The organism is Crateriforma spongiae, from assembly GCF_012290005.1.
In the GTDB taxonomy this organism is placed as follows: Bacteria; Planctomycetota; Planctomycetia; order Pirellulales; family Pirellulaceae; genus Crateriforma; species Crateriforma spongiae.
Window position 1 is genome coordinate 63,343 of record NZ_JAAXMS010000007.1, and the last position, 23,806, is coordinate 87,148.

At 57.4% G+C, this 23,806-nt stretch carries 14 protein-coding genes; 9 read left to right on the plus strand and 5 right to left on the minus strand.

What is annotated here, in order from left to right; translation table 11 throughout:
• The first annotated feature begins 91 nt into the window (after positions 1–91).
• Both HFP54_RS18685 and HFP54_RS18690 read left to right on the plus strand, forming a co-directional pair.
• Positions 92–1,591, plus strand: a complete 1,500-nt coding sequence (locus HFP54_RS18685; RefSeq protein WP_168566349.1) for a sulfatase — start codon at positions 92–94, stop codon at positions 1,589–1,591.
• Complete coding sequence (locus tag HFP54_RS18690) at positions 1,591–4,224, plus strand: sodium:solute symporter family protein (RefSeq protein ID WP_168566350.1); 2,634 nt, start codon at positions 1,591–1,593, stop codon at positions 4,222–4,224. The genes HFP54_RS18685 and HFP54_RS18690 overlap by 1 nt, the downstream gene beginning before the upstream one ends.
• On the opposite strand, the gene HFP54_RS18695 is transcribed toward HFP54_RS18690, so the two are convergent.
• The 4 genes from HFP54_RS18695 to HFP54_RS18710 form a co-directional block, all read right to left on the minus strand.
• The gene (locus tag HFP54_RS18695) at positions 4,221–9,467 is read right to left on the minus strand and encodes a DNA repair ATPase (protein WP_168566351.1); all 5,247 of its coding nucleotides are present in this window, start codon (positions 9,465–9,467) and stop codon (positions 4,221–4,223) included. The two genes, HFP54_RS18690 and HFP54_RS18695, sit on opposite strands and share 4 nt — an antisense overlap.
• 131 nt (positions 9,468–9,598) lie before the next feature.
• Positions 9,599–11,611 carry a flotillin family protein gene (locus tag HFP54_RS18700; RefSeq protein ID WP_146415853.1) on the minus strand — a complete coding sequence of 671 codons (2,013 nt, stop codon included), beginning with the start codon at positions 11,609–11,611 and terminating at the stop codon, positions 9,599–9,601.
• 64 nt (positions 11,612–11,675) lie between these two features.
• Positions 11,676–12,473 (minus strand): OB-fold-containig protein, encoded by a 798-nt coding sequence (locus HFP54_RS18705; RefSeq protein ID WP_168566352.1) that lies wholly within the window; start codon positions 12,471–12,473, stop codon positions 11,676–11,678.
• Positions 12,474–12,698: 225 nt separating this feature from the next.
• Positions 12,699–13,931: a site-2 protease family protein gene (locus HFP54_RS18710; RefSeq protein ID WP_168566353.1), complete on the minus strand. Its 1,233-nt coding sequence runs from the start codon at positions 13,929–13,931 to the stop codon at positions 12,699–12,701.
• A 201-nt stretch (positions 13,932–14,132) separates the two neighbouring features.
• Between HFP54_RS18710 and HFP54_RS18715 the strand changes: the two genes are divergently transcribed.
• The 6 genes from HFP54_RS18715 (at position 14,133) to HFP54_RS18740 (ending at position 21,052) form a co-directional block, all read left to right on the plus strand.
• Entirely contained in the window at positions 14,133–14,579 is a 447-nt protein-coding gene (locus HFP54_RS18715) for an RbsD/FucU family protein (protein WP_146415850.1), read from the plus strand.
• Positions 14,580–14,748: 169 nt separating this feature from the next.
• Complete coding sequence (locus HFP54_RS18720) at positions 14,749–16,743, plus strand: RecQ family ATP-dependent DNA helicase (protein WP_168566354.1); 1,995 nt, start codon at positions 14,749–14,751, stop codon at positions 16,741–16,743.
• 93 nt (positions 16,744–16,836) lie between these two features.
• On the plus strand, positions 16,837–17,901 hold the full coding sequence (trhO, locus tag HFP54_RS18725) for an oxygen-dependent tRNA uridine(34) hydroxylase TrhO (protein ID WP_168566355.1): 1,065 nt from the start codon (positions 16,837–16,839) through the stop codon (positions 17,899–17,901).
• Between the two features lie 141 nt (positions 17,902–18,042).
• The gene (locus HFP54_RS18730) at positions 18,043–18,285 is read left to right on the plus strand and encodes a hypothetical protein (RefSeq protein WP_168566356.1); all 243 of its coding nucleotides are present in this window, start codon (positions 18,043–18,045) and stop codon (positions 18,283–18,285) included.
• Positions 18,282–19,622, plus strand: a complete 1,341-nt coding sequence (locus tag HFP54_RS18735; protein WP_168566357.1) for an APC family permease — start codon at positions 18,282–18,284, stop codon at positions 19,620–19,622. The genes HFP54_RS18730 and HFP54_RS18735 overlap by 4 nt, the downstream gene beginning before the upstream one ends.
• Entirely contained in the window at positions 19,619–21,052 is a 1,434-nt protein-coding gene (locus tag HFP54_RS18740) for an aldehyde dehydrogenase family protein (RefSeq protein WP_168566358.1), read from the plus strand. The genes HFP54_RS18735 and HFP54_RS18740 overlap by 4 nt, the downstream gene beginning before the upstream one ends.
• Before the next feature lie 389 nt (positions 21,053–21,441).
• On the opposite strand, the gene HFP54_RS18745 is transcribed toward HFP54_RS18740, so the two are convergent.
• Positions 21,442–23,442, minus strand: coding sequence for an AAA domain-containing protein (locus HFP54_RS18745; protein WP_168566359.1), 2,001 nt, complete (start codon positions 23,440–23,442; stop codon positions 21,442–21,444).
• Between the two features lie 33 nt (positions 23,443–23,475).
• Between HFP54_RS18745 and HFP54_RS18750 the strand changes: the two genes are divergently transcribed.
• A complete protein-coding gene (locus tag HFP54_RS18750; RefSeq protein ID WP_146415843.1) occupies positions 23,476–23,769 on the plus strand; it encodes a DUF1294 domain-containing protein in 294 nt (97 codons plus the stop codon).
• Positions 23,770–23,806 lie beyond the last annotated feature (37 nt).

Sequence of the window (23,806 nt, forward strand, 5' to 3'; positions counted from 1 at the left end):
ACTGGCATAGTGCCGGGACACCGCTCGTTCGCAGTAAGACGAAGCCTGTGTGTCGGTGCGATGATTTGGATGAACAGAATAGGCAGACAGCATGAACGACCTTCGGTTTGATAATCAGGTTATCTCGAGTTCTTCCTTGGCGTATCGGCGGTATCGTGACAGTTGGGCCTACGCGATTTTGAGGCTGATTTGTGTGCCTGCGGTGATGCTGATGGTTGGGTCCAATCCGATCGTCGCGGAATCGGCAGACACCAACGTGGTTCTGATCTTGATTGACGACCTGGGTTGGAAGGATCTCGGTTGTTACGGGAGCGACTATTACCAAACGCCCAATGTCGATCAGCTCGCCCGCGAAGGCATGAGGTTCACCAATGGGTATGCCGCGTGCAACGTCTGTTCTCCGTCGCGAGCCGCGATTGTTAGCGGCAAATACCCTGCTCGACTACTGTTGACGCAGTGGTTGCCGTCGGGGCGTTGGGATCCGCAAAAGATGCGACTTCGCGAAGGTCGCTACTTGGCCAATCTTCCGCTGGAGGAATTCACCGTCGCCGAGGCGATGCGAGATGCCGGTTACCGAACCGCTTTCATTGGGAAATGGCATTTGGGAACGGAGACTTACTACTATCCCGAGCACCAAGGTTTTGATGTCAATATTGCCGGTCGCGATTATGGGGCACCCGGCAGCTACTTTTATCCCTTTGAAGGTACTTGGAAGATTCCAACCACGGGAAAAGTGCTGCAAAAAACGTCTCCGCTTGCAGGCACCAAAGGCGACTATCTTCCGGATCGTTTGGCGGAAGAAGCTGAGGCGTTCATTCGCAAAAATGCCGAGCATCCATTCTTTCTGATGCTGTCACACTACGCGCTGCACACCCCGTTGCAGGCGAAGCAGGAGAAGATCGACCGCTATCGTCAGATTCCAGAAAGCCAGCGGCAAGGAAAGCCCACCTATGCGGCGATGGTGGAGAGCATTGATGAGAGTGTGGGACGCGTGATGGCGACGTTGCGGGACGTCGAGATCGATGACCAGACCCTGGTGATCTTTACAAGTGACAACGGTGGGAACGCGAATGTAACCAATCACAGTCCGCTGCGTGGGAACAAAGGGTCGAACTACGAAGGCGGTCTTCGTGTGCCGCTGATCATCAAATGGCCCGGAAAGACTCGCCCAGGTTCGGTGTCGGACGAACCTGTGATTGGAACGGACTTTTATCCAACCATCTTGGAAGCGACCGGCCAAGCGTTACGACCGCATCAGCATGTGGATGGCGAAAGTCTGGTTCCCGTGCTGATGGAATCGGGCGGTTTGAATCGAACGGCCATTCATTGGCATTATCCGCATTACAACCAGCATCCGTCGGCTTTCCCGTCCGGGGTGATTCGTGCAGGCGATTGGAAGCTAATTGAAGCCTACGAATCGCGAGAACTGTCACTGTACAACCTGGCCGACGACCTTGGTGAAACCACAGATCTGTCGGAACTTCGGCCTGACAAGCGAGATGAGTTGTACCGACGGTTGAAAACTTGGCGCGACGCGGTTGGTGCGGATCCGATGAGACCCAATCCGGAGTATCAGGAAGACCAACAGTGATGCGTCCCGCAATACTGCCCTGTGCCATCGTCCTGTTTTTCGTGCTTGCCGGCGCGGGCGATCCGAGCGTGTGTGCGGAAGACACGATCAGGCTTGATTGGCAAGAAATGCCATCAGTGCCGGACGAGCTAGGATTCGCCGGTCCGTTCGTCGGAATTCATAATGATGCCTTGATTGTGGCCGGCGGTGCAAATTTTCCAAAACCGGTTTGGGAACAATCCAAGGTTTGGCACGATCGCGTCTTTGTGCTGACGCAAGCTGGTCTGAATGATGGCTGGAAAGAGGTCGGCAGACTGCCTCGGCCGATCGCATATGGTGCTGCGGTTTCGACGCAGATGGGCGTCGTTTGCATGGGCGGAAGTGACTCGCAGACCACTTATGACGACGTGTTTCTTTTGCGCTGGGACCCGGACACCGAAGCGATCGACGTCACATCGTTCCCAAAACTTCCCCAGCCGTGTGCGTATTCTACAGCGACGGTTATTGACGATGTGATCTATTTGGCCGGTGGCCAAAGCGGTCAATCGCTGGACACGGCGATGGCAAATTTTTGGTCATTGGATTTGTCCCACAGGTCAAGCGGCGACGGCTGGCGATGGACCCAGCACCAAGTTTGGCCGGGGCCTGGACGAGCATTCAATCTGACCGTCCGGCAACACAACGGCTACAACGATTGCGTTTATGTCATCAGCGGACGCCGGCAGGATGGCGATCCGAACGATCCGGAGGATATTGAGTTCTTGCGGGATGTGTGGGAATACAACCCGTCGACCGGTCACTGGCGTCAGCGTGCAGATGCACCACGATGTGTGATGGCGGGAACTGGCATTGGTGTGGGCCAAAGTCATGTCATGGTCTTGGGCGGTGCGACCGGGGAGTTGTTCTTTCAGGCGGATGAACTGAAAGATGATCATCCCGGATTTATCCGACAGGCTCTGGCGTATCACACGATCACTGATACGTGGGTCCCTGCCGGTGAAACACCAATCAATCAAGTCACGACGACAGCGGTCAGGTGGGGTGACGCGATTGTCGTACCTAGTGGCGAAATTCGCCCGCGTGTTCGTACGCCGCGTGTTTTTCGTGTCAGCGTTGGTCGATCGACTGTTCGTTTTGGGGCCGTCAACTACATCGTGCTGTTCGGGTACCTGGCATTAATGGTGGGAATCGGTCTGTATTTCGCACGAAAAAACAAAAGCACCGAAGACTATTTTCGTGGCGGAAAACAGATTCCGTGGTGGGCCGCCGGATGCAGTATTTTTGCAACAATGTTGAGTTCGCTGACCTTTACAGGAATTCCATCCAAGTCGTTTGCGCAAGACTGGGTGTACGCCATTGGTAACTTGATGATTCCTGTCGTGGCGGTCATTGCCGTCTACATTGCGATGCCGTTCTTTCGAGGTATCGATGCGACCAGCGCATATGAATACTTGGAGAAGCGATTCAGTCGCTCCGTAAGATTATTCGGAAGCGCCAGCTTCACCCTGTTCCATTTGTTTCGCATGGCTGTTGTCATGTCTTTGACCGGGTTGGCCTTGTCGGTGGCCACACCGCTGACACCCACACAATCGGTATTGCTGATGGGTGTTTTAAGCATTGTTTATTGCACAATGGGCGGCATCGAAGCGGTGATCTGGACAGATACGATTCAAACGGTCGTCTTGTTGGGTGGCGCAATGTTGGCTGTGGTGCTGCTGATCGCTGGTGTGGACGGTGGCGTGTCCGGGTTTTGGTCCGTCACCACGGAAGCGGACAAATTCAAGCTTGCCAATTTTCACTGGGACATCACGAGCAGCCAAGTTGCTTTGTGGGTGGTTGTTGTGGGGGCCTTTGCCCAGAACATTTCGTCCTACACCGCGGATCAGGCCGTGGTCCAGCGTTACATGACCACCGCGGATACGCGATTGGCGGCGCGTTCGATTTGGACCAATGCGGTTCTGACGATTCCCGCGACGATTTTGTTTTTCGGTATCGGAACCGCGTTGTTCGCTTTCTATCAATCGCATCCGCAAAAGCTGGATCCTACGATCACGACGGACCAAGTGTTTCCACTGTTTATCGCTCGCGAGATGCCCGTTGGTTTTGCCGGACTGATTGTGGCGGGTATTTTTGCTGCGGCTCAGTCTACGGTTTCAACCAGCATGAATTCCACGGCAACCGCGGTCGTGACCGATTTCATGCGTCCGAGGCAATTTTGCCGATCGGAGGCCGGGTATCTGGCCGCGGCAAGATGGTGCACCTTTTTGATCGGCGTCGTCGGTACGCTGCTTGCGATGGTGTTTGTGGACCCAGAGATCAAATCACTCTTTGACACATTTCTGCGTGTCATCGGTGTTTTTATGGGAGTGCTGGGCGGACTGTTTGTCCTTGGCGCGTTGACGCGGCGAGCCAATGCAATCGGTGCGATGATCGGTGCCCTGGTCGGTGCCACGGTGATGTTTTGCCTGTGGAAATTTACGCAGGTTAACGGATTTCTCTATACGGCAACGGGGATCACATCCTGTGTCGTGGTCGGGATGCTTAGCAGTCTGGTCTTTCAGCGGCCGGTTCAAGATTTGACCGGCTTGACCATCTACACCATGACTGAACCAGTCGACGCGCAACCGTTGTCCCGGGCGGAGGAATTGGGCTAGGAGCCCTCTTGGGTTTTGCCTTCCTCGAACGCCTTTTCAACGTCCTGGTAGGTCTGCACCATTCGATCCAACTGTTGTTGCAGTTGTTGCAAATCGGTGCCGCTTTCGATCTGGTTCTGCAGGATCGGCCGCAGCCATTCTTGCATCAGATGAAATTGGCCTTTGACCAATTCGGCCAGTACGCGGGGAACCTTGTGCTGGACCAGTACCTTCTGGTCCGGCGGCGAAGCGGCTTGCTGTTGGGCGATTTGTTCCAAACGCTGTGTCGTCGCGTTGAGCGATTCGGAAAGCTGAGCTCCCGAAGTGACCAGTCCGTCTCGGATCGATTCGACACGTTGGTCCATGCGGCGTTGTTGGTCTTCATCACCGACCGCGACGGCACGACTGATCACGGCGCGGATCGATTCCAAGCCGTCGCGCATTGATGCCAGTTGTCGCAGCAATTGCCCGGTCGTGTCGCTGTCGTCCAGGCCCGACATGCGGACGCTTTCGACGAAGGCGTATTTGATGCCGTCCCAACGTTCTTTCTGTTCTGGCGTCAGAACGCCCAACAGTTCGCGGAACTTCAGCATGTTCGCTTCGTTATCCGTGGTCAGCGTCTGGGCATCTTGTTCGTAACTGCTGACGATCAGTGACTGCAATTCGCGATCGTTCATCACCGGCGCGACCTTTTCGGCGATCCGGTTCATGTTTCGATAGCTGCCTTGCAGTTTGAAAGGTGGTTCGGTTCGATAGGCGTCCGCTTGGGCGGCACTTTGGATGTAGGTTCGGTTGACTTTCAGGACGACGTCACGCACACGCAACAGTTTGCGAATGACTTCGTACATGTCGTTCAGCTGGTCGGGGCTGATCTTGGTTTCCAGTTCGATCCCTTCCATCGAATCGCGCTGAGCCGCCGCGATGATGGCGCGGGCGTCCGATGGTGGCGCTGTCGATAGTGGTGCCAAAGTCGGATTGCTGGTCAAACAGTTTTCCAGATACGACATTTCGAATGCGTCGGAAGATTCACCGATAATTTCGCCCAAGTTGTATACGTCCGCACGGTTGGAAAGCATGTCGGGGATCTGGAACCGTTCGCCCGATTCGGTGTAGGGGTTGCCCGCCATGACAACCGCGACACGACGACCGCGCAAATCATAGGTGCGTGTCTTGCCGTCGCGGACACCTTCGATCTTCCGCGTGGCATCGCACAAGGAGATGAACTTCTGCAGTAGTTCCGGATTGGTGTGCTGAATGTCGTCCAGGTACAGCATCACGTTGTCACCCATTTCCAGGGCTAAATTCAATCGCTGGACTTCTTCTCTGGCGGCGGCGTTGGGGGCTTCGGCGGGATCCAGCGAAGTGACACCGTGGCCGATCGCCGGGCCGTTGATCTTCATGAAGACGATCCCCAAGCGATTGGCGATGTATTCCATCAAGGTCGTCTTGCCGTACCCCGGTGGCGAGATCAATAGCAACAGCCCCATGCGATCGGTGCGTTTGCCGGCACCCGCAGCGCCGATTTGTTTGGCCAAGTTGTCACCGATCAGCGGCAGATAGACTTCGTCCAGCAACCGGTTACGGACAAAACTGGTCAAGACCCTTGGTTTGAATTCATCCAAACGCATGGAGTCACGCGACTGTTCGACGATCCGGTTTTTCGATTCGTGTAGCCGCTGAAAACTCGGAACGACCGAACGGACGTAATGACTCATTCGATCGGTGAATTCGTGATAGTCCAACGACAGCTTTCCGCCGCTGATTCGCGGATGGCTGCCGACGATTCCGGAAAGCGTTTGGGCCGTCTCTGCGGTGGCGGTTTTGAACGAATCCGCACCACCCCACTGGATCAACAAGGCCAGTTCATTGCGGTGCGCGCTGGCTTTTTGACGATCGGAATCGGAAAGTGAATCGATATGGGCGTCCGCCCAGTTGCGGGCGAGAACAAAGGCTTGTGTCGCCGAAACACTGGCTGTTTTTCCAGTGGTCGGCATTTTTCCTGCGGTTTGGAACTGCGTGTACAAGTCCGCCGCGTCACGGCTGATCGTCGACTTGCGGACCGAGGTCGTCAGTTGGTCGAACAGGTAATCGGCCATCCGATGCGGTGTCAAAGTCGAATCAAACAGGGACGAAAATTCATCAAATTGTGCGGTGATTGCGTCACACAATTGCTGGTGAAATTGACGCGCCGGTGTGGCATTTGGATACGCCTTGGCAAGTCGGCCGTAGCCGCCCACCCAATCAGAAAACGATTTCTGTGTGGCGGTGTCGGTTAGCTTCTTCAGCCACAGTAGTGACGCCGCACGGACCGTTGGCGAATGACGCAGCAACCCCAGTTGCCGATCCATCGCAAGCAGCGTGGTCAGCACGATCGCCGCATCATGATCGTGCACACCTTTTGCGTAACCTTCTTCGAAACGGCCCGCCATCTGTTTTTGGACCCAGGTGGTCCATTGCGGCAATGCCTCGGGATCGTCCGCATCAAGTTCGGTTGGAAGCGTTCCGCTGCTGATGGAACGAAACAGGTCGTACGCCAGGTATTCGCCACGATAGACATCGCGGTTTTCGCTGATCAATTCTTGATCCCAAAGATCGCGGGCATCTTCCAACGCCGCATCATGCAGGGGATCAAAGTACTGGGTGCCGGTCAAGTGAAGGCACATTTGACCGTCACGTAAGACGGTGGTCAGGTCCAGCGGTTGGGTATTGACGGCAAAACGCTTGTCGCCCAGACGGATGACTTCGCCGCCGTCCTCGTACAACTCGCGACGATCCTTCAATTGCCGAACGGCGTCTTCGCGAGCCGATTTCAGTCGTCCACGGAGGTCTTCGGCGCGGACGGCATCGTTCAAGTCATCCAGCGAATCGACGATGTCGCGGACCTTTTGGACCATCAGATCGCCGGCAAAGTATGCGGCGATTTCCTCGGGAGTCTCGATCGTATCGATGCGCGACTTGATGCTTTGCAGGATCCGGTCCGCCGCAGTCGCCAGCGATTGTGCCCGCCGGTTTTGCTTTTCGACCAGCGCGACCTTGCGGCTTTCAAACGCCGCGTAGATCTCTTCCCGCCGAGTCGCCAATTGTGGAATGAAGTCGTCGAATTCCGCAAACCGGCCTTCCAGTTCCTCCAGTTGCAACATGACCTTGGTCAGGTACTGGTCACACTTGGCGGGCGTGTCGCAGATGTCCAGGTATCCGGCCGTGCTTTGGGCCAGCAACTTCATCTGTGACGCAAATTCCGCACGACCCTCGACCGATTGAAGGTCCTGGATTCGGGCCTTTAGCGTACTGCGGACGCGATTGACCGACGCCAGCACGTCGCCGATGTTGTCGACGATGGTCGTGCGTTTGGTGGTGTCGTCGATTTTGAGATTGCTGACGGTTTCGGTCAGCATTTCCAGGTGTTCGGCCGTTTGGTCGATGCGTTCCTGGATCTCTTTTGCGGCTGCTACGGTTTCCGTTTGCTGGATCGTCGCATCGATCTCTGAAACGCGTTGCGTGTAGGGGGCCAGTGCGTCGTTGCCCAAAAGAAAATCGACACAACGTCGGCTGATCCGTTCGGCTTTTTCGACGACAGAGGTTTCCAGTGATTGCACCCGAGATTCGTCGACGTATCGCAAGTCTTTCAGGCCCAATGCGGCGGCCCGTTGACGTCGCAGTTGCGACAGGACGTCGACGAAATCATCGATCGATTCGAAACGACTGCGGTCAACCGTTTTCAGCAGTTCGTCGATCGCTTTGGCAACACGTTTGGTCGCAGATTCCGTTTCGTTTTTTGCGCGGACGACCTTTTCGAATTCTTCGATCGCCGTGTTGGCCGCTTGGCGGATTTGAATCAGCGGCTGATTCAGTCCCTGTGTTTCCGCTTTATCGATCCAAAAATACGAATCCAGGATGTCGCCAGTCTTCTTGGCAATGTCGACGTACAGACCTTCATAGCTGTCGTCTTTGTCGATCAGTTGCAGCACTTCGCTGCATTCGGACATGCCCCGAACGATTTCTTGGTTGCCGATTTTGAACAGTAGCGAATCGCTTTGGTGTTCGGCGATGAAGTCGGGGCCGGTAAACGGAGTCTGCCAGACCTGGATCGCGTGGTGTTTTTGCGGCTGGTCGTTCCCGGTGAAGCAGACCATTTCGCCACGCTGGAAAAACGTCTGGCCATGGCAGACCAACGGCGTGTCCACGGTTTGGTTGATCAGGTTGTAGCGAAGCTGGATGTAGGTGCCGCTTTCCGGGTTGTAGAACAAGTACAGAAAGTCTTCGCCGTTGGGTGATGCGACGGTGCGCTGGAAACGCATGTCGATCAAGCCGTGATCGAAGCGTTTGAATTGACCCGTCTGCAGATAATAACCGCCGGGGAAAATCAGCCCCTGGTCGCTGGGCAACATCACACAAGCGTGTTCGATTTCGTCCAGACGCATCGCCTGGCCCAATTTTCCGTTGAACACAAAATGGCGGAACGTGTTTTCTTGGTAGGGTTTGATTCGGATCAGAATCAGGTTGCCGACGACCGCGTAATAGACCTCGGCGTCGTCCAGGGTTTGATCCGGATTTTCGACCGGTTCGGCCAGAATGCCTTCGCCGCTTTCGGTGTTGTCTTCAATCTTGATCGTCAGGTCGCCACCGACCGTTTCGACGAACACCCGATCATCCAGACTGATGTGCGGATGTTTTCCGTAGACGTGTTGGTCGCGGGTGGTCCGCGTCCATCGGAATTCGTGCTGCGCGGGGTCACGGACTTCGTGTTCGCTGCGGTTGTCGACATAGACCAAGCGGTCATCGTCGATCCGCCATTTGAACGATTTGATATCTCGCGGCGTTTTGCCGACGCGAAAGACCATGTGCAGCAATGGCCCGTCACGAAAAAAGCGGGCGAAGGTCGTGCCTTTATAGAATCGATACAGTTCGGCAAAGTCGCTGTGGAATCGATCGTCGCCGATCAAGTCCAGCGATTCGGTGTGGAACTGGTGGTCATCGAATCGATAGGCGGAAAACACGTCGCCGATTTCGGTTTCCAGTTTCAGGCCGAACTGGACGTTGTACCCGAACAAAAAGCGGTCGCCGACGCTGATCAGATCACGCGGGACACAATTGTGTGTGGTGGTGACGCGTTCGGTCGTCACCAATTTCGTTTCGATGTTGCCAAAGACTTCGCTGCGTGAATCGTTCAAACGACGCAGTCGGTCACGCAGGTCCTTGGCGGCATCGCGGATGCGTTGACGCAGGACTTCGTACGTCCCGGCGGCCAGCTGGGTGTCGGTCATGGCACTAGGCGTTCATCGATGGCTGGATGGTTGATGATGGAGCCACCGCGACGGCCGTCATATCGCAGCGGCATGGCCGGCTGCGATGGTGGGTGTGGCGCGCGTGTGGTGTCCGTGGGAACCGCAAGGAATCAAGATTTCGACAGCATTCGGCCGGCTTTTTGATCCGCGATGTTGGCGGTTCCCGCCATCGACAGCAGACTGGTCAACTGGCTGCGGACATCATCGGTCGACGCCATGCCCATCATTTTGGCGATCAGGGCGGCGATCGACAGGTCTTTGACGCCATCGGTGTCCAGGTTGAATTGGCTGATCAATTCGGAAAGTTGGTCACGGAAGTATTCGGCGTTGCCGTCAAAGAAGGTGTCTTTGATATCGGTCGCAACTTTGCTGTTGTAGACGAACCGGTCGATGGCTTTGCCGCCCTTGACCGCAGTTGTGATCTGATCGAAGAACTCGCCGTCGCCACCGACGATATCGATGCGTGCCGCCTTCAGCGCGTCGGCGACTACACCGGCTTGGCTTTCGGCGATGCCGCGTTGTGCATCGATCGCAGCGATTTCGACTTGCTTGGTCTTTTCCAAGTTCAGTTTGAATTCTTCGTGGTCCTTGCCGACGCCGTCCAGCAATTTCATGGCTTCGGCCTTTTCGGTGATGCCGGTGGCTTCGGCGTGATAGGTTTCGCTCATGACCTTGGCTTCGGCCAAACCTTCCTTTTCGATCGCGACGGCTTTGGCTTCTTGTACCTTGGCTTCGGCCAGTCCGGCGGCCGCGGCGGTTGCTGTTTCGCCTTCGGCCAGCATCTTCGCACCTTCGGCGTCCTTGGCTGCCGCGTCGCGTTTGGCTTCTGCTTCGATGCGGATCTTTTCAGCCAACAGTTCACTGGCGTCACGTTCGGCCTGGGCCAGTTTGGTTTGGCGAATCAATTCTTGTTCGGCGGCCATTTCCGCAGCGGTGACTTCGACGCGTTTCAGACGATCGGCGGCGGCGTGTTCTTCGGTGTCCTTGATGCGTTCCTGTTCTTCGACGACCGCACGTTCGACGGCGACGCGTTCGCGGATCACTTCTTGGATGTTTCGCTTTTCGACTTCGATCGCTTTTTCTTTCTCGACATCAGCGACGCCGACCAAACGCATCCGTTCGGTGGCTTCCAAGTCACGGTCACGGGTGACACGTTCCAGTTCCACCGCATCGGTTTTTTCTTTGTTCCGCTGGGCGACCAAGACCTGCCGTTCTTTGTTTTCGGTCGCGATGCCGATTTCTTCTTCGGTCGCGATGCGGGCACGTTCGGCTTCTAAACGTTGTTCTTCTTCGACTTTGGCGGCTGCGGCGTTTTCGCGAGCGGTGATTTCGGCGATTTCACGCTGTTGTTTCTCGACCGCTTCGACGCGTTGTCGTTCCAGTTCCAGAATGGTTTCTTCCGCCTCGACGTCTTGCTTCTTCAGCGTCTTTTCTTTGTCGCGGGTGAACTGGTTTTCCTTGACCTTTTCATCGGCGGTCAATTCGGTGATCTTTTTGATGCCTTCGGCGTCCAGAATGTTGTTGGGCGAAAGCAATTCGATCGGCGTTTGTTCCAGATAATCGATCGCGGCGTCGTCCAGCCGGTAACCGTTCAAGTCGGTTCCGATGACTTTCAAAATTTCTTCTTTGAACTTGTCCCGTTGGTCGTACAAGTCGACGAAGTCGAACTGCTTGCCGACGGTCTTCAGGGCTTCGCTGAACTTCGCATCAAACAATTCACGCAGCGTGTCGATTTGCGCACAGCGTTTCGCACCGATCGACTGGGCCACCTCCTTCATTTCTTCCGGTGTTTTATCGACACGCACGAAGAACGCGACTTTGATGTCGGCACGGATGTTGTCTCTACAGATCAAGCCTTCGCTGCCCTGACGATGAATCTCGAATGACTTCAGCGTCAGGTCCATGAATTCGTGTTGGTGCAGCAGCGGGACGACGAACATGCCGTCGCCGGTGGCCACTTTCAGGCCGCCGGAACCACTGCGAACCAGGGCGGTATCGGGACCGACCTTGATGTAACACTTTTTGAAGATCGCCGCGGCGATGAAAATGCTGATTGCCAGAAAGCCGATCAAGATGATCGCGGCATCGGCGGCAGCGCTGTTGGTGATCAATTGCGCAAGCATGGTGGAGTCCAACAAGGGTGTTAAATCGACAATGGGCAATGGGAAAGTCATCGGCAAAGGCACCTTAATCTTGGGCCGCGTTTGCATCGGCGGCCGTGACGGTGTAGATGCGACGGTCGGAATCAAAATCAATAATCCGCACGATGCCGTCACGTGGGACCGTGCCTTCGGTCGTGCGGATGTTCAACAGCAACGGCGCCGCGTCGGTTGTGAATTCGCCTTGGCCAAAGGTCGGCGAAACTTCACTGGTGGAAACGCGACACGTCTTGCCGATCAATCGAGCGGCTTCGTACGTCGGACCGCGCCGCGACAGAAAACCAAGTCGATCGGTCAGAACCTTGGTCGCCAGTGTTGCCATGACCACGTTGCGGGTCGTCAGCAACAGTGTCGGGATCAGCGCCGGTGCGAAATGGTCTTGGTCATAGCTGTACCACATCGCGTAACTGACGGCCCAAAACAATGACGTGAACACCGAACACCAAATCACCAAAGGGATTTTGCCCAGGTTCAGCCAACGGACCGTCATCGCACCCAAACCGCTGACCGTGCCACCATCGGCGGCGGATTGCCAGGCGCCATCAGCGGCGGGAATCTCCGTTTCCATCGAAGCGTCGGCGTCACCGAGATCAATGTCGCCGGCGTCCATTTCCATTCCATCCGGATCGATGTCGGCACCCAGTCCGAAATCAAAGTCCAGCAGGCCGAGCGCAACGACAACGGCATAGATCAGCATCACGCCGACCATGACCGATGCCGGCCAGACCGGTCCGACGAACAGTCGTTCCAGGAATTGGATGATCGATTCGGACATGGAAATTCGAAAAACGGCGGGGATGAAGGGGCGGTCTGGGATCGTGGGCATGGTCCCGGCGGATCCTTGGCGCAAAATCCTTCACGAAAGCCAGAATTGGCCCCGGTGGTGCCACCGCGCAGCGGGGGCCGTCCATGACAAGATAGGTCAGAAACGCGACGCCGTGATGCTCGTGATCGCTTTGCGCCTCACGCTGCCCGGATTATCCGCCGGACCCGCATGACCGTTCGCTGAAAACGTTGGGCTGTCCCGTGGATGGGAACGGGCCAACGGCCGTCACGACAGTGCGTCGAACTGGGGCGGATGGTTTGGCGGCGGATCGTAGGGGCCCAGGCTTTCAATGCCGCTTGGGGCCGCCGCAGATATCGGCGACGTCACGTCCGTCGCGGGAACGATGGATTTCAACGTCCCACGCAGCAGCAGCGTGTCCAGATCCAGCATGCCGATCAGAATGCCCCCGTCATCGACCACGGGGATCGCACGTTGGTTGCGGTCACCGGACAACAGAATCGTTTCCAAGTCTTCGTCCAGCGTCGCCGGTGTGATTGAATGGTCCGCCAAGCCGCCGATCGGCGTCATCGGGTCGACCCGTTGTTCGATCGCTTCTCCGACGTCCTTCAGACGCACCACCCCGACGACGGTGCCGATTCGTGAAACGACCGGCTGGGTGGCCGCCGAGTTGTTTTTCCAATCAAACGCGACGCGACCCAGTGGCGTGTCCATGGGAATGCCGGCCACACCACGGATCATCACATCATCCACGCACAGACCACGCACGGATTCCATCACGTCGACTTGTCGTGCTTCGTTCATCCCAGCAAAAGCGATGAAGGCGGCGATGAACACCGGCATGAAAGCGCCCACCTGCAACGCATAGAACGCCATCAATGCGGCACACAGCAATCCGATCCGCGAAGCGATAAACGTCGCGCGACGGTACGACATCAACATCGCCAAACCGCTTCGCAAAACACGGCCGCCGTCCATCGGGAACGCGGGGATCATGTTGAATACGATCAGCATGATGTTGACCAGCAACATGGTCAGAACGAATCCCCATATCGATGGCTCGATCAACAGATCACTCAGTTCGATCTGTGATTGGGTGTCCCATCCCAAGCGGATTCCCAGATCGCCACCGGTGAAGGCATAGATTCCCAAGATCAGCAAACCGGCAATGACCACGTTCACCGCCGGGCCAGCCACTGCGACCAATAATTCTTGCCACGGCACACGCGGCATCTGCTTCAAGCGGGCCACGCCACCGATCGGCAACAACGTGATGTCCACCGTGGGCACATGAAAGATTCGGGCGGTCAATGCGTGGCCGTATTCATGCAGCGTCACGCACAAGAAGACGCCGAACAGACGGGCGACGCTGTAGACAACGCCCAAGGGGCCTTCGGACCAGGACGTGGCGACCATGTACGCGATCAACAACCCGAACGTCCAGTGGACGAACAGATCGATCCCGAAGAAGGTTCCCAGTCGCAGGCGTCGTTCCAGCACAATCAGTTCGTCGGGTTGGTGGAGAAAGCAATGGCGGCATCGGAGGCGTTGGCACCCGATGGCCGGGAGCCTGGTTTTCGTCACGGTCCCCTGCGGCGGCCCATCGGTGCCAAGGGTATGTTACGCGTCCACCCAGTCTAGGTTTCCGCCAAAGTTTGCGGCACCGCAGTTTTGATCCTCCAGCACCCTTGATGGCTTCCCATGTTGCGATCCCGCCTGATCCATCCCCAGATCAACGCCGTTCTTGCCGCCGCCGGGCACCACAGCACCATTCTGATCGCCGATGGCAACTACCCTGCCCTGAACAAACGTGGCCCCAACGCCGAATTGGTCAGTTTGAATCTGATGCCGGGATTGGTCACGTGCGATCAAGTCCTGCAGGCGGTCTTGTCGGCCGTCCCGGTGGAGCGGATTCAGACGATGCAGACCGAAACCGAAGGCCCTTATGCGCTGGACGGCGATCCACCGGTTTGGGACGACTATCGAAAATCGATCCGGGACGCCGGATTGGATTTACAGATCGAGCCGATCGAAAAGTGGGATTTCTACAAAGCCGTCGAAACTCCCGATCACGTGCTGACGATCCAAAGTGGCGACCAACAGCGGTACGCCAACATTTTGCTGTCCATCGGCGTCCGCATGGACTGATTCTGCGTCCCGAACGCCATCAACTTTGAGGCCTGTTCACTTGACGCAAGTGTGGCCAGGCGTACAGTTGTCGGGCCGTCGGTGCGGTGTCGATTCTGCGGCACCTGCTGGCCGACCGCTGGGCAAGACCGATGTGCAAACACCAACCAGGGAAGTCGTGAGGTGATTGATGGCGTCTTCTGCACGTTCAACCAAACGTTCGACGAAAAGTGCGTCCGGATCCGTCGATCCCCCGGCGTCACCACGACCGATCGGCGGCGATCCTCGCGAAGTCTTGCGTGACACCTTTGGTTTGCCGCACTTTCGTGACGGCCAATACGCGGTCATCGATCGATTGTTGGCAGGCAAAAACGTCGCCGCCGTCTTTCCGACGGGCGGTGGAAAGAGTCTGTGCTATCAATTGCCCAGCCAAATGTTGCCGGGCGTCACCGTGGTGGTGTCGCCATTGATCGCGTTGATGAAAGACCAATGCGATTCGCTGGCCGCGCGTGGTGTTGCGGCGGCACGCAGCGATTCGGGTTTGACCCCGGCGGAATTCCGCGCCGCCAGCCAGGGTGTCCGTGACGGATCGATCAAAATCTTATTCGTTTCACCCGAACGCTTTTTCAACGAAAGGTTCTTGGCGTCGATCGACGGGTTGCCCATTTCTTTGTTTGCGATCGACGAGGCGCATTGCATCAGCCAATGGGGCCACAATTTTCGGCCCGACTATCTGAAACTGGCCGGGTTGACCCGACGCCTGGGAGCCGAACGAGTGTTGGCGTTGACCGCCACCGCGACGCCGGAGGTCTTGGCCGACATTCGTGACGCGTTTGACATCGCGCCGGATGATTGCATTCAAACCCCATTTCATCGGCCCAACTTGCGGCTGCGCAGTTCGCTGCATTCGGCCGAACAGCAATACAGCGCACTGGCGGACAGAATCCGCAGTCGCCCCCGCGGCAGCACGCTGGTCTATGTGACGCTGCAGAAAACGGCGGAGGAAGTCGCCGAACGTTTGACCGCCGACGGCATTCCCGCGACGGCCTATCACGCGGGGCTGGATAAGGATGAACGTCAAGCGATTCAACAGGCGTTTGTCCAAGATGATGATGCCATCGTGGTCGCAACAATCGCCTTTGGGATGGGGATCGATAAATCCAACCTGCGGTACGTGTATCACTTCAACCCGCCAAAGTCGATGGAGTCGTACGCCCAGGAAATCGGCCGTGCCGGGCGCGACGGCAAACCGGCGACTTGCGAAATGCTGTTGGTCCCCGAAGATCGCGTGGTGCTGGAAAACTTTGTCTATGGTGACACCCCGTCACGCCACGCCGTCGGCCGGTTCATCGATCTGGTCGCCGGCCAAGCGGACACGTTTCATGTGTCGCATTACCGGTTGTCCAGCGAATCGGACATTCGCGTGTTGGTGATTCGGACGTTGCTGACGTATTTGGAACTGGAGGGGCATTTGCAGGCGACGTCACCGCGGTTTGATTCTTATAAGATCAAGCCGCTGGTCACATCACAGGCAATCTTGAAGCATTTTGATGGTGAACGACGACAATTCGTGGCCGGGATTTTGTCGTCGCTGACCAAAGGACGCACTTGGTTCACGCTGAACATGGTGTTGGCGACGCAGCGTCTGGGCGGCGATCGCCAGCGGATCGTCAAAGCGCTGGACCACATGGCCGAACAGGGATGGATGGAATTACAGGCGACGGAACTGGTGCACGGTTATCGTTGGATCAAACGATTCGATGATCGAAAGACGGTGGCCGATGACTTGTTTGATCGTTTGGCCCGCCGTGAAGAAGGCGAAGTGCGTCGTATCGATGAGGTGTATCACCTGGCCGCGGCCGACCGTTGCATGGCGGCAACGTTGGCCCAGCATTTCGGCCAGTCACTGGAAGACGGCTGTGGCCAGTGCAGTCACTGTACCGGTGATGCGGCGGGCCCCGTCCCCGCCACCAAACCGCGTCCCCTGGGATCATCGGTTGCCCGTTTGTTGGGCGATGTCACCAAACAGTATCCGGACCAGTTCACGCACACGCGGGACAAGGCACGTTTTTTGTGTGGTCTGTCATCGCCCGCGTTGATCCGGTCTCGGTTGACCCGCCACGCAGGCTATGGCGTCTGTCAACATTTGCCGTTCGCCCATGTTTTGGAGCAGTTGGACGGATAGGCCGCGACGATAGAATGAGGGTTGGACGTGATCGCGACCTTGATGACCGAAGGCCGCGATCTTCCCGCAAGCAAAGCTTGATGCCCCGTGACCATGACCGCATCGCAACCGACCGAATCCTCCGCTTCGCCCTGCCCGCCGGCTTCGCCCCGCTCCGCCGATCCGATCGTTGTCGCCGCGATGTACCGGTTCGTTCGCTTGGCAGATTTCGAGTCGCTGCAGACGCCGATCAAGGATCAAATGCTTCGCTGCGGTGTGAAGGGGACCCTGTTGTTGGCGGCCGAAGGAATCAACGGGACCGTCGCCGGTGATCGGCAAGCCATCGATGGGTTGCTGGAATACTTGCGTGCGGACGACCGGCTGGCGGATTTGGATGTGAAGTTTTCCTTTTGTGATTCGCCGCCGTTCAAGCGAACGCGGGTGCGTCTGAAAAAGGAGATCGTCACGATGGGGGTCGACCAGATCGACCCGGCCCGGTCCGTCGGAACCTATGTCGAACCACAGCAATGGAATGATTTGATCAGCGACCCCGACGTCGTGCTGATCGATACCCGCAACGATTATGAAGTCGAAATCGGTACGTTTGACGGCGCGATCAACCCGCAGACGACATCGTTTCGCCAGTTGCCGGAATTCGTCGACAAAAATCTGGACCCGACCGTCCATAAGAAAGTCGCGATGTTTTGTACCGGAGGTATTCGGTGCGAAAAATCAACGGCCTATCTGAAACAGCGTGGTTTTGAAAACGTGTATCACCTGCGGGGCGGCATCCTGAAATACTTGGAATCGGTTCCCCAAGACGAATCACGATGGAACGGTGATTGTTTCGTGTTTGATCAGCGGGTTTCCGTGGGCCATGGTTTGGCCGTGGGCCAGCACGTGATGTGTTTCGGATGCGGCTGGCCGGTTTCGGTCGACGAACAGCAGGACCCGCGATACGTCCGAGGTGTGCACTGTCCCCGTTGCGTCGACAAGTTGACCGAAGACCAAAAACGGCGTTTCGCCGAACGCCAGCGACAACTTGACGCGGCCGATGGGGCGGGCACGCCAGCCCCCGACATCGCAGAAACCCACGGCGAACCACGGACGAACGGTGACGACGGACATCCATCAAATCACCGCGACAGCATGGCCGCCGAATCGCCGATGATCCGTTGACCGGGGCTGCCCCGCTTCGGCTAAACTGTTCGTTTGCCGGGATCCTTGTACGTTTCCCGATTCGAAAGTCGATCGACCGTCGGTTTGCCACCGGTTACGTTCGACGCAACTGTTTTTTTTGTGAATCACGGGCGTGCTGCTATGAAAAGTCGCTTTGCTGCAATCGGTCGGATGTTGATGGTGTTGGGCGGTTGTTGTGCCGGCGGTCTGGCCAGCGCGCACCCGGGGCACGGTTTGGTGGACGAAGGGCCGGTGCATCAGGCCACATCCCCCGAACATTTTCTGTCGATCGTCGCTGCCGCCCTGTTTGTGGGTGGTCTGGCCGTGTTGTCCGCGATGGTTCGTAAACCGGTTTCCGGCAAAACATCGTCGACAAACGAGTGACACAAAAATCGCCGATGTCACAGGGGCGTCGATGTTTGGATTTGACGTCGGCCGTGGCGATCGTCGCGGCCAGCATGATCGGCGCAGGGGTTTACACCACCAGCGGGTTTTCGATTGCGACCGCCGATTCGGCATGGACGGTGGTCGTGTTGTGGATCATCGGCGGTTTCGCGGCCGTGTGTGGCGCGATCGGTTATGCCGCGCTGTCGCGTCGATTTACCGAATCCGGCGGTGAGTATCTTTTTCTGTCCAAAACGCTGCACCCGGTCGCGGGCGTCGTCGCCGGATGGGTTTCGGTGCTGGCAGGTTTTACCGGCCCAATCGCCTTGGCCGCATTGGCTTTGGATGTCTATTTGGTCGATGCGGAAACGTCGGCCCTTCCCGCCGGCAGCATCGCGGCATTGGCAATTGTGGCGGCCGCTGTTTTGCATTCGATCAGCGTGCACCCGTCTGCTCGGGTGCAAGATGTTGTGGTGGCATTGAAGCTGATGGTCCTGTTGGGCCTGGTTTGTTTTGCTGCCACCGTGGGACCATCGAACTGGATGGGGTTGCAGGCAACCGACACGCCACCCTTTTCTTGGGGCGAAACCGCGACGTCGCTGTTGTACATCTCGTTCAGCTATGCGGGTTTCAATGCAGCCATCTATATCGCCGGTGAAGTCAAAAATCCCCAGCGGAACGTGCCCATGGCGATGGTCATTGGGACCGTGGTCGTTGCGGTTTTATACATCGCCTTGAACGCGGCTTTCGTGTTGATTCCATCGCGTGAATCCATCGCCGGCCAGCCGGACGTTGCCACCATCGCAGCGGGCGCCATTGGCGGGACGACTTTGGAAACGTTGGTTCGATGGGTGATCGTGGTTTCCTTGGCGACGTCGATTTCCGCGTTGGTGATGACCGGACCGCGGGTGTACGCCAAGATGGCCGACGATGGCTTTTTGCCCAGGTTCTTTAGCTTTCAGCATCGCGTTCCATTGGTCGCGATTTGGATCCAAGCGGTGGCATCGATCATCGTCGTGTTCTGGACTGACCTTCAGTTCCTGTTGGGGTACCTGTCTTTCACGCTGATGTTTTGCTCCGCGTTGACGGTTGCAATGGTTTGGAAGCAGCGTGACTTGGATTTGTGGGGTTCACAATGGTTGCCAAAGATCGCGTCGGCGATCTTTGTTCTGTTCAGCGTGATGACCATGGTGGTATCAGCCCGGGTGAACGTCGGCGGCACCATTGCCGCTTTTGTCACGCTTGCGATTGGCGTGGGCGTGTATCTGTTGCGGTCCAAGTCGAACACGCCGGACGCCCAGGCGAACATGAGTTTGGAACGCAAGCGGGAAGAATGAACGACCAGACCACGAGATCATTGGGACATTGGATCGACGGTGATTGGCGTGATCCCGTCGATGGCGTTTGGCGGGAAAACCTCAGTCCCATTGATCAGCGGTGTGCCGGGCGATTCGCGGTGGCATCAATCGAGGATGCCGATTCGGCTGTTGCATCGGCACGGCAAGCTTTTGAACAGAACCGTGATGCCAAGCCTAGCGACCGCGAGGCCTGGTTGTTGGCCGCGGCGGACGGTTTGCAAAACTCAGCCGATGAAGTGGTCGACGCGTTGATCGTGGACACCGGTTCGCCGATCAGTAAAGCACAGCGTGAAGTGGCAACGTCGATCGGTGTGCTGCGCGCGGCCGCCGGCGCTTGTCGCCGGATCTTGGGACAGACACTGCCCAGTGACGTCCCGGGCCGATGGAGCTTTGCGGTACGGCGCCCATTGGGCGTGGTCGCTGGCATTACGCCGTTCAACGTACCGCTGATCAAAGCCGTCAAGCACAGTGCGTTGCCACTGGCCACCGGGAACGCCGTGGTGATGTTGCCGTCACCACAAGCACCCCACATGGCGGCGATGTTGGCCGAGATTTATCAGGATGCGGGGGTTCCGCGTGGGCTGTTCAATGTCGTCTTTGGTGACGGTGATGTGGTCGGCGATGCACTCACCATCCACCCTGACGTTCAGATGGTTGGCTTCACCGGCAGCACGACGGTCGGTCGCCGTGTCGCGACGCGGGCCGCAGCCGATGGCAAACGAGTCACGCTGGAAATGGGGGGAAAGAATCCGGCGGTCGTTTGTGGTGATGCCGATTTGCAGTCGGCGGCACCGATGATTGCGATGGGCGGCTTTCTGTTCCAGGGCCAGCTTTGTATGTCCACCAGTTGGGTACTGGCCCACGAAAGTGTTCATCGCAAGTTGTGCGAACGACTGGTCAACGTTGCGACGCGTTTGCCCGATGGCGACCTGCGTGATCCCGCCACGGTGATCGGACCGATGATCAGTGATCGGCAGTGCGAAAGGGTCCAGCGGTTGGTCGACGACGCCGTCCATCGCGGCGCCAGAGTGCTGTGTGGTGGCGGGCATTCCGGGCGTACGTTCCAGCCAACCGTGCTGGCCGATGTCGATGATTCGATGGACGTCATGAAGCAGGAGATCTTTGGGCCGGTCATTTGTATCCAGGCCTTCACCGAATTGCAGGACGCCATCGATCGCATCAATGATCGTCGGTTTGCCCTTTGTGCCGCCATCCACACCGATTCACTTGGCGATGCCAGAATGTTTGCCAAGCAATGTGGATCCGCGATGGTTCACATCAACGGGCCGACCGTCCAGGAAGAAGCACATGTGCCATTTGGTGGCAGTAAGGATAGTGGCTTTGGACGCGAAGGCGCGTTGGTCGGCATTGATGAATTGACCACGTGGCAGTGGGTCACGGCGAACTAGTTCCCGTGTTTGGACCACGGGGAACGAATCGCAGTGAGCGTAATTCCCTCGACACCGTCGCGGTGGTTACAGGATCGAACTGGTCAAGATTCCCACGATGGTTGCCAGAGCAATGACGACAAAGGCGATGGTCGGGTCGGTCGGTTGGGTGTGTTCGGACATCATCAGGCGCGGCTCCCGTCGGCGAATCTGGGTCAAGACATCGGGGTTTCTTCTGGTTGGGAACATCGGAGGCGTTTGCCCCATGCGGGATCAGAACGCTGAATCCGTTGTGCCTTTAGTGCCCAGCGGAAGCCACGGGAAAACGTGACAAGAAAAACCGCAGATTTGTCTTTTTCCCGCCTCAGGCCGTGCCGTGTCAGATTCGCTGACCCCGTTGCAGACGTCTTTCAAAGCCCCATTTCGCCCGCGAATTCCCAGACGCTGTGATAGGCCGACTGGTCATCGAAGTACTGCAGCATGTCGGCATAAAACGCATCATTTCCAAGCGTGCCGCTGTCACCGACGACCACCAGACGGCGTTTGGCGCGGGTCATCGCGACGTTGGTCCGACGGGTGTCTTTCAGAAAACCGATTTCCCCGGTTTCGTTGCTGCGGACCATTGTCAACAGAACGACGTCTTTTTCGCGTCCCTGGAATCCGTCCACCGTGTCGACTTCGATACGGTGGTCATCCAGTCGCGAACGCAGACACCGGACTTGGGCGGCATAGGGGGCAATGATGGCCATTTCCGATGGCCGCACGCCGCTTTCGATCAATTGTCGGACCAGGAAAACGATCACGTTGGCTTCGCCTGGATTCAGTTTGCTTAAACCGTCGGGTTCCAATTGTTCGTCCATCCCCGCGCCGGCGGTGTCGATCAACATCAGGGGGGAATCTGTCCAGCGGTTGTTTTCAACGTGCGGCAGGTCGGACAACAACCGATCTTTGACCGAGGCGTCAGCCACCAGATCGCCGTCATAGAACGTATCGGACGAAAACCGCATGATCTGTTGATGCATCCGGTACTGGACCTTCAAGCGTCGATAGATCGTTTCGCCGTCACGTTCGACCAAACGCTGCATCGTCGAACGTCGCATCCCGTCGTCGGCGGCTTGATCGCTTAGTACGGTGGGAGGAAGCTGGAAGTGATCGCCGGCGATCACCAACCGCTCGGCACGATCCACGGCTTGCCAGATCCCAGGTTCGGTGCACTGACAGGCTTCGTCGATCACCACCAAGTCAAAATCGCGTTTGCCCAGCAAGTCGTCGTCGATCGTTGTGGTGGTGCAGATCACATCGGCGCCGTCCAAGACGCCACGAACGATCGAACGCTCCAGTGCACGGATTTGTCCGCGCAGCTGGCCGGCTTCGGCAAACAATTGCCCGCGTCGTTTGTAACCATCACGTCCGCTGGGACGTTTGGATGCGGCGTTGACCAATTGGTCGACTTCTCGGCGCATGTCCTCGATCACGGCGGCCGACGGATCCGATTCCACCCGTTCGTCCAACGTGTGTCCGCGCAGCGATTCAAACACCCGCGCCGGATGCCCCACACGGATCACGGCGTCGTGCATGTCGACCAATTTTTCCATCAGGTTGTCGACGGCGGTATTGCTGGGGGCACACGCCAGCACTCGGCCGCCAAGCCGCACGGTTTGATAGATGATTTCGGCAACGGTTGTGGTTTTGCCGGTCCCCGGCGGACCATGAATCACGGCCACGTCTTGGGCGGACAACGCGAATCGTACCGCTTCGCGTTGCGGCGGGTTCAGGTCGGTCAGAAATTCTACTTGAGGTTCTTGGCCGAACCGCAGCGGCCGGTTTCCCAGAATGACGTCGCGCAGTTTGGCGGCGCGGCCCTCGGCGGTTTGGCTCTTGGCCATCGCGGCCAACTGACGACGGCGTGTGGTTTCATCCGGCGACAGGTCGATGCGAAAACGGTCGCCTTCGGGCCAGCGTTCGGTGGCCACTTGGATCATGTGGGACTTGCGTCGACTGACCACGCCGGCGACCCCTTCATCGGAATCATCGGCGTCGTCGCTGATGACCACCGGCGATCCGACCTTTAGCCGGTTCATGGGCAGCGGTGCGGAGGTGGCTTTGACAAATTCCAGTAGGTATCGGCCCGCCAATCCGATTTGGTGATCCGACATGTCCATCGCCAGCAACGTTTCGCCGGTTCGTTCGACGTCGGCGCGGCGTTGCATTTGGCGGCGTCGAGCCATGCGTTGGCGTTCCGCTTCGGATTCCAGATCCAACCAGCGTCGCAAGAGATCGAAATAGCGTTGTGGATCTTGGAAATCTGCGTCGGTGGCCGGTTGTGGATCCGCTAGTCCTTCGGCGAACCTGTCGGGATGCGACCGCTTGGATGAGTCTTTGGATCGTTTCGGGCGGCGGCGTGATGACATGAGGGATGGTTTCGGGGGCTTCGGAGCGAATCAGTGTTGGATTGGCAAATCGGCTGGATGATCGTGGCGGGTTGGATGCTTGTTTGTTCGTCGGCCGAGATCGCCGCCTATGGCTGGGACAAGTGGTCAGCGATTCGCAACCGACGACGAATCCCCGAATCCACTTTGGTAACCATCGCCGCGTTGGGGGGATGGCCCGGGGGGATGCTGGCATCGCGATGGTTTCGGCACAAGACCATCAAAGGCAGCTATCGGATCAAGTTTGCGGTCGCCACGGTCGTCAACCTGGCTATACTTGCCACGCTGGTGTACCTGTTCGTTTGTTAAGTGGCTGGCCGGTGGGGCTGGCGGTTTTTCGCGTCCC

Excerpts from the sequence above, each read along its gene's own strand:
- HFP54_RS18715 (WP_146415850.1), top strand. The coding sequence starts at position 14,133 with ATGTTGCGATCCCGCCTGATCCATCCCCAGATCAACGCCGTTCTTGCC.
- HFP54_RS18685 (WP_168566349.1), top strand. The coding sequence starts at position 92 with ATGAACGACCTTCGGTTTGATAATCAGGTTATCTCGAGTTCTTCCTTG.
- HFP54_RS18730 (WP_168566356.1), top strand. The coding sequence starts at position 18,043 with ATGAAAAGTCGCTTTGCTGCAATCGGTCGGATGTTGATGGTGTTGGGC.
- HFP54_RS18745 (WP_168566359.1), bottom strand. The coding sequence starts at position 23,442 with ATGTCATCACGCCGCCGCCCGAAACGATCCAAAGACTCATCCAAGCGG.
- trhO (WP_168566355.1), top strand. The coding sequence starts at position 16,837 with ATGACCGCATCGCAACCGACCGAATCCTCCGCTTCGCCCTGCCCGCCG.
- HFP54_RS18740 (WP_168566358.1), top strand. The coding sequence starts at position 19,619 with ATGAACGACCAGACCACGAGATCATTGGGACATTGGATCGACGGTGAT.
- HFP54_RS18705 (WP_168566352.1), bottom strand. The coding sequence starts at position 12,473 with ATGCCCACGATCCCAGACCGCCCCTTCATCCCCGCCGTTTTTCGAATT.
- HFP54_RS18700 (WP_146415853.1), bottom strand. The coding sequence starts at position 11,611 with ATGCTTGCGCAATTGATCACCAACAGCGCTGCCGCCGATGCCGCGATC.
- HFP54_RS18690 (WP_168566350.1), top strand. The coding sequence starts at position 1,591 with ATGCGTCCCGCAATACTGCCCTGTGCCATCGTCCTGTTTTTCGTGCTT.
- HFP54_RS18720 (WP_168566354.1), top strand. The coding sequence starts at position 14,749 with ATGGCGTCTTCTGCACGTTCAACCAAACGTTCGACGAAAAGTGCGTCC.
- HFP54_RS18695 (WP_168566351.1), bottom strand. The coding sequence starts at position 9,467 with ATGACCGACACCCAGCTGGCCGCCGGGACGTACGAAGTCCTGCGTCAA.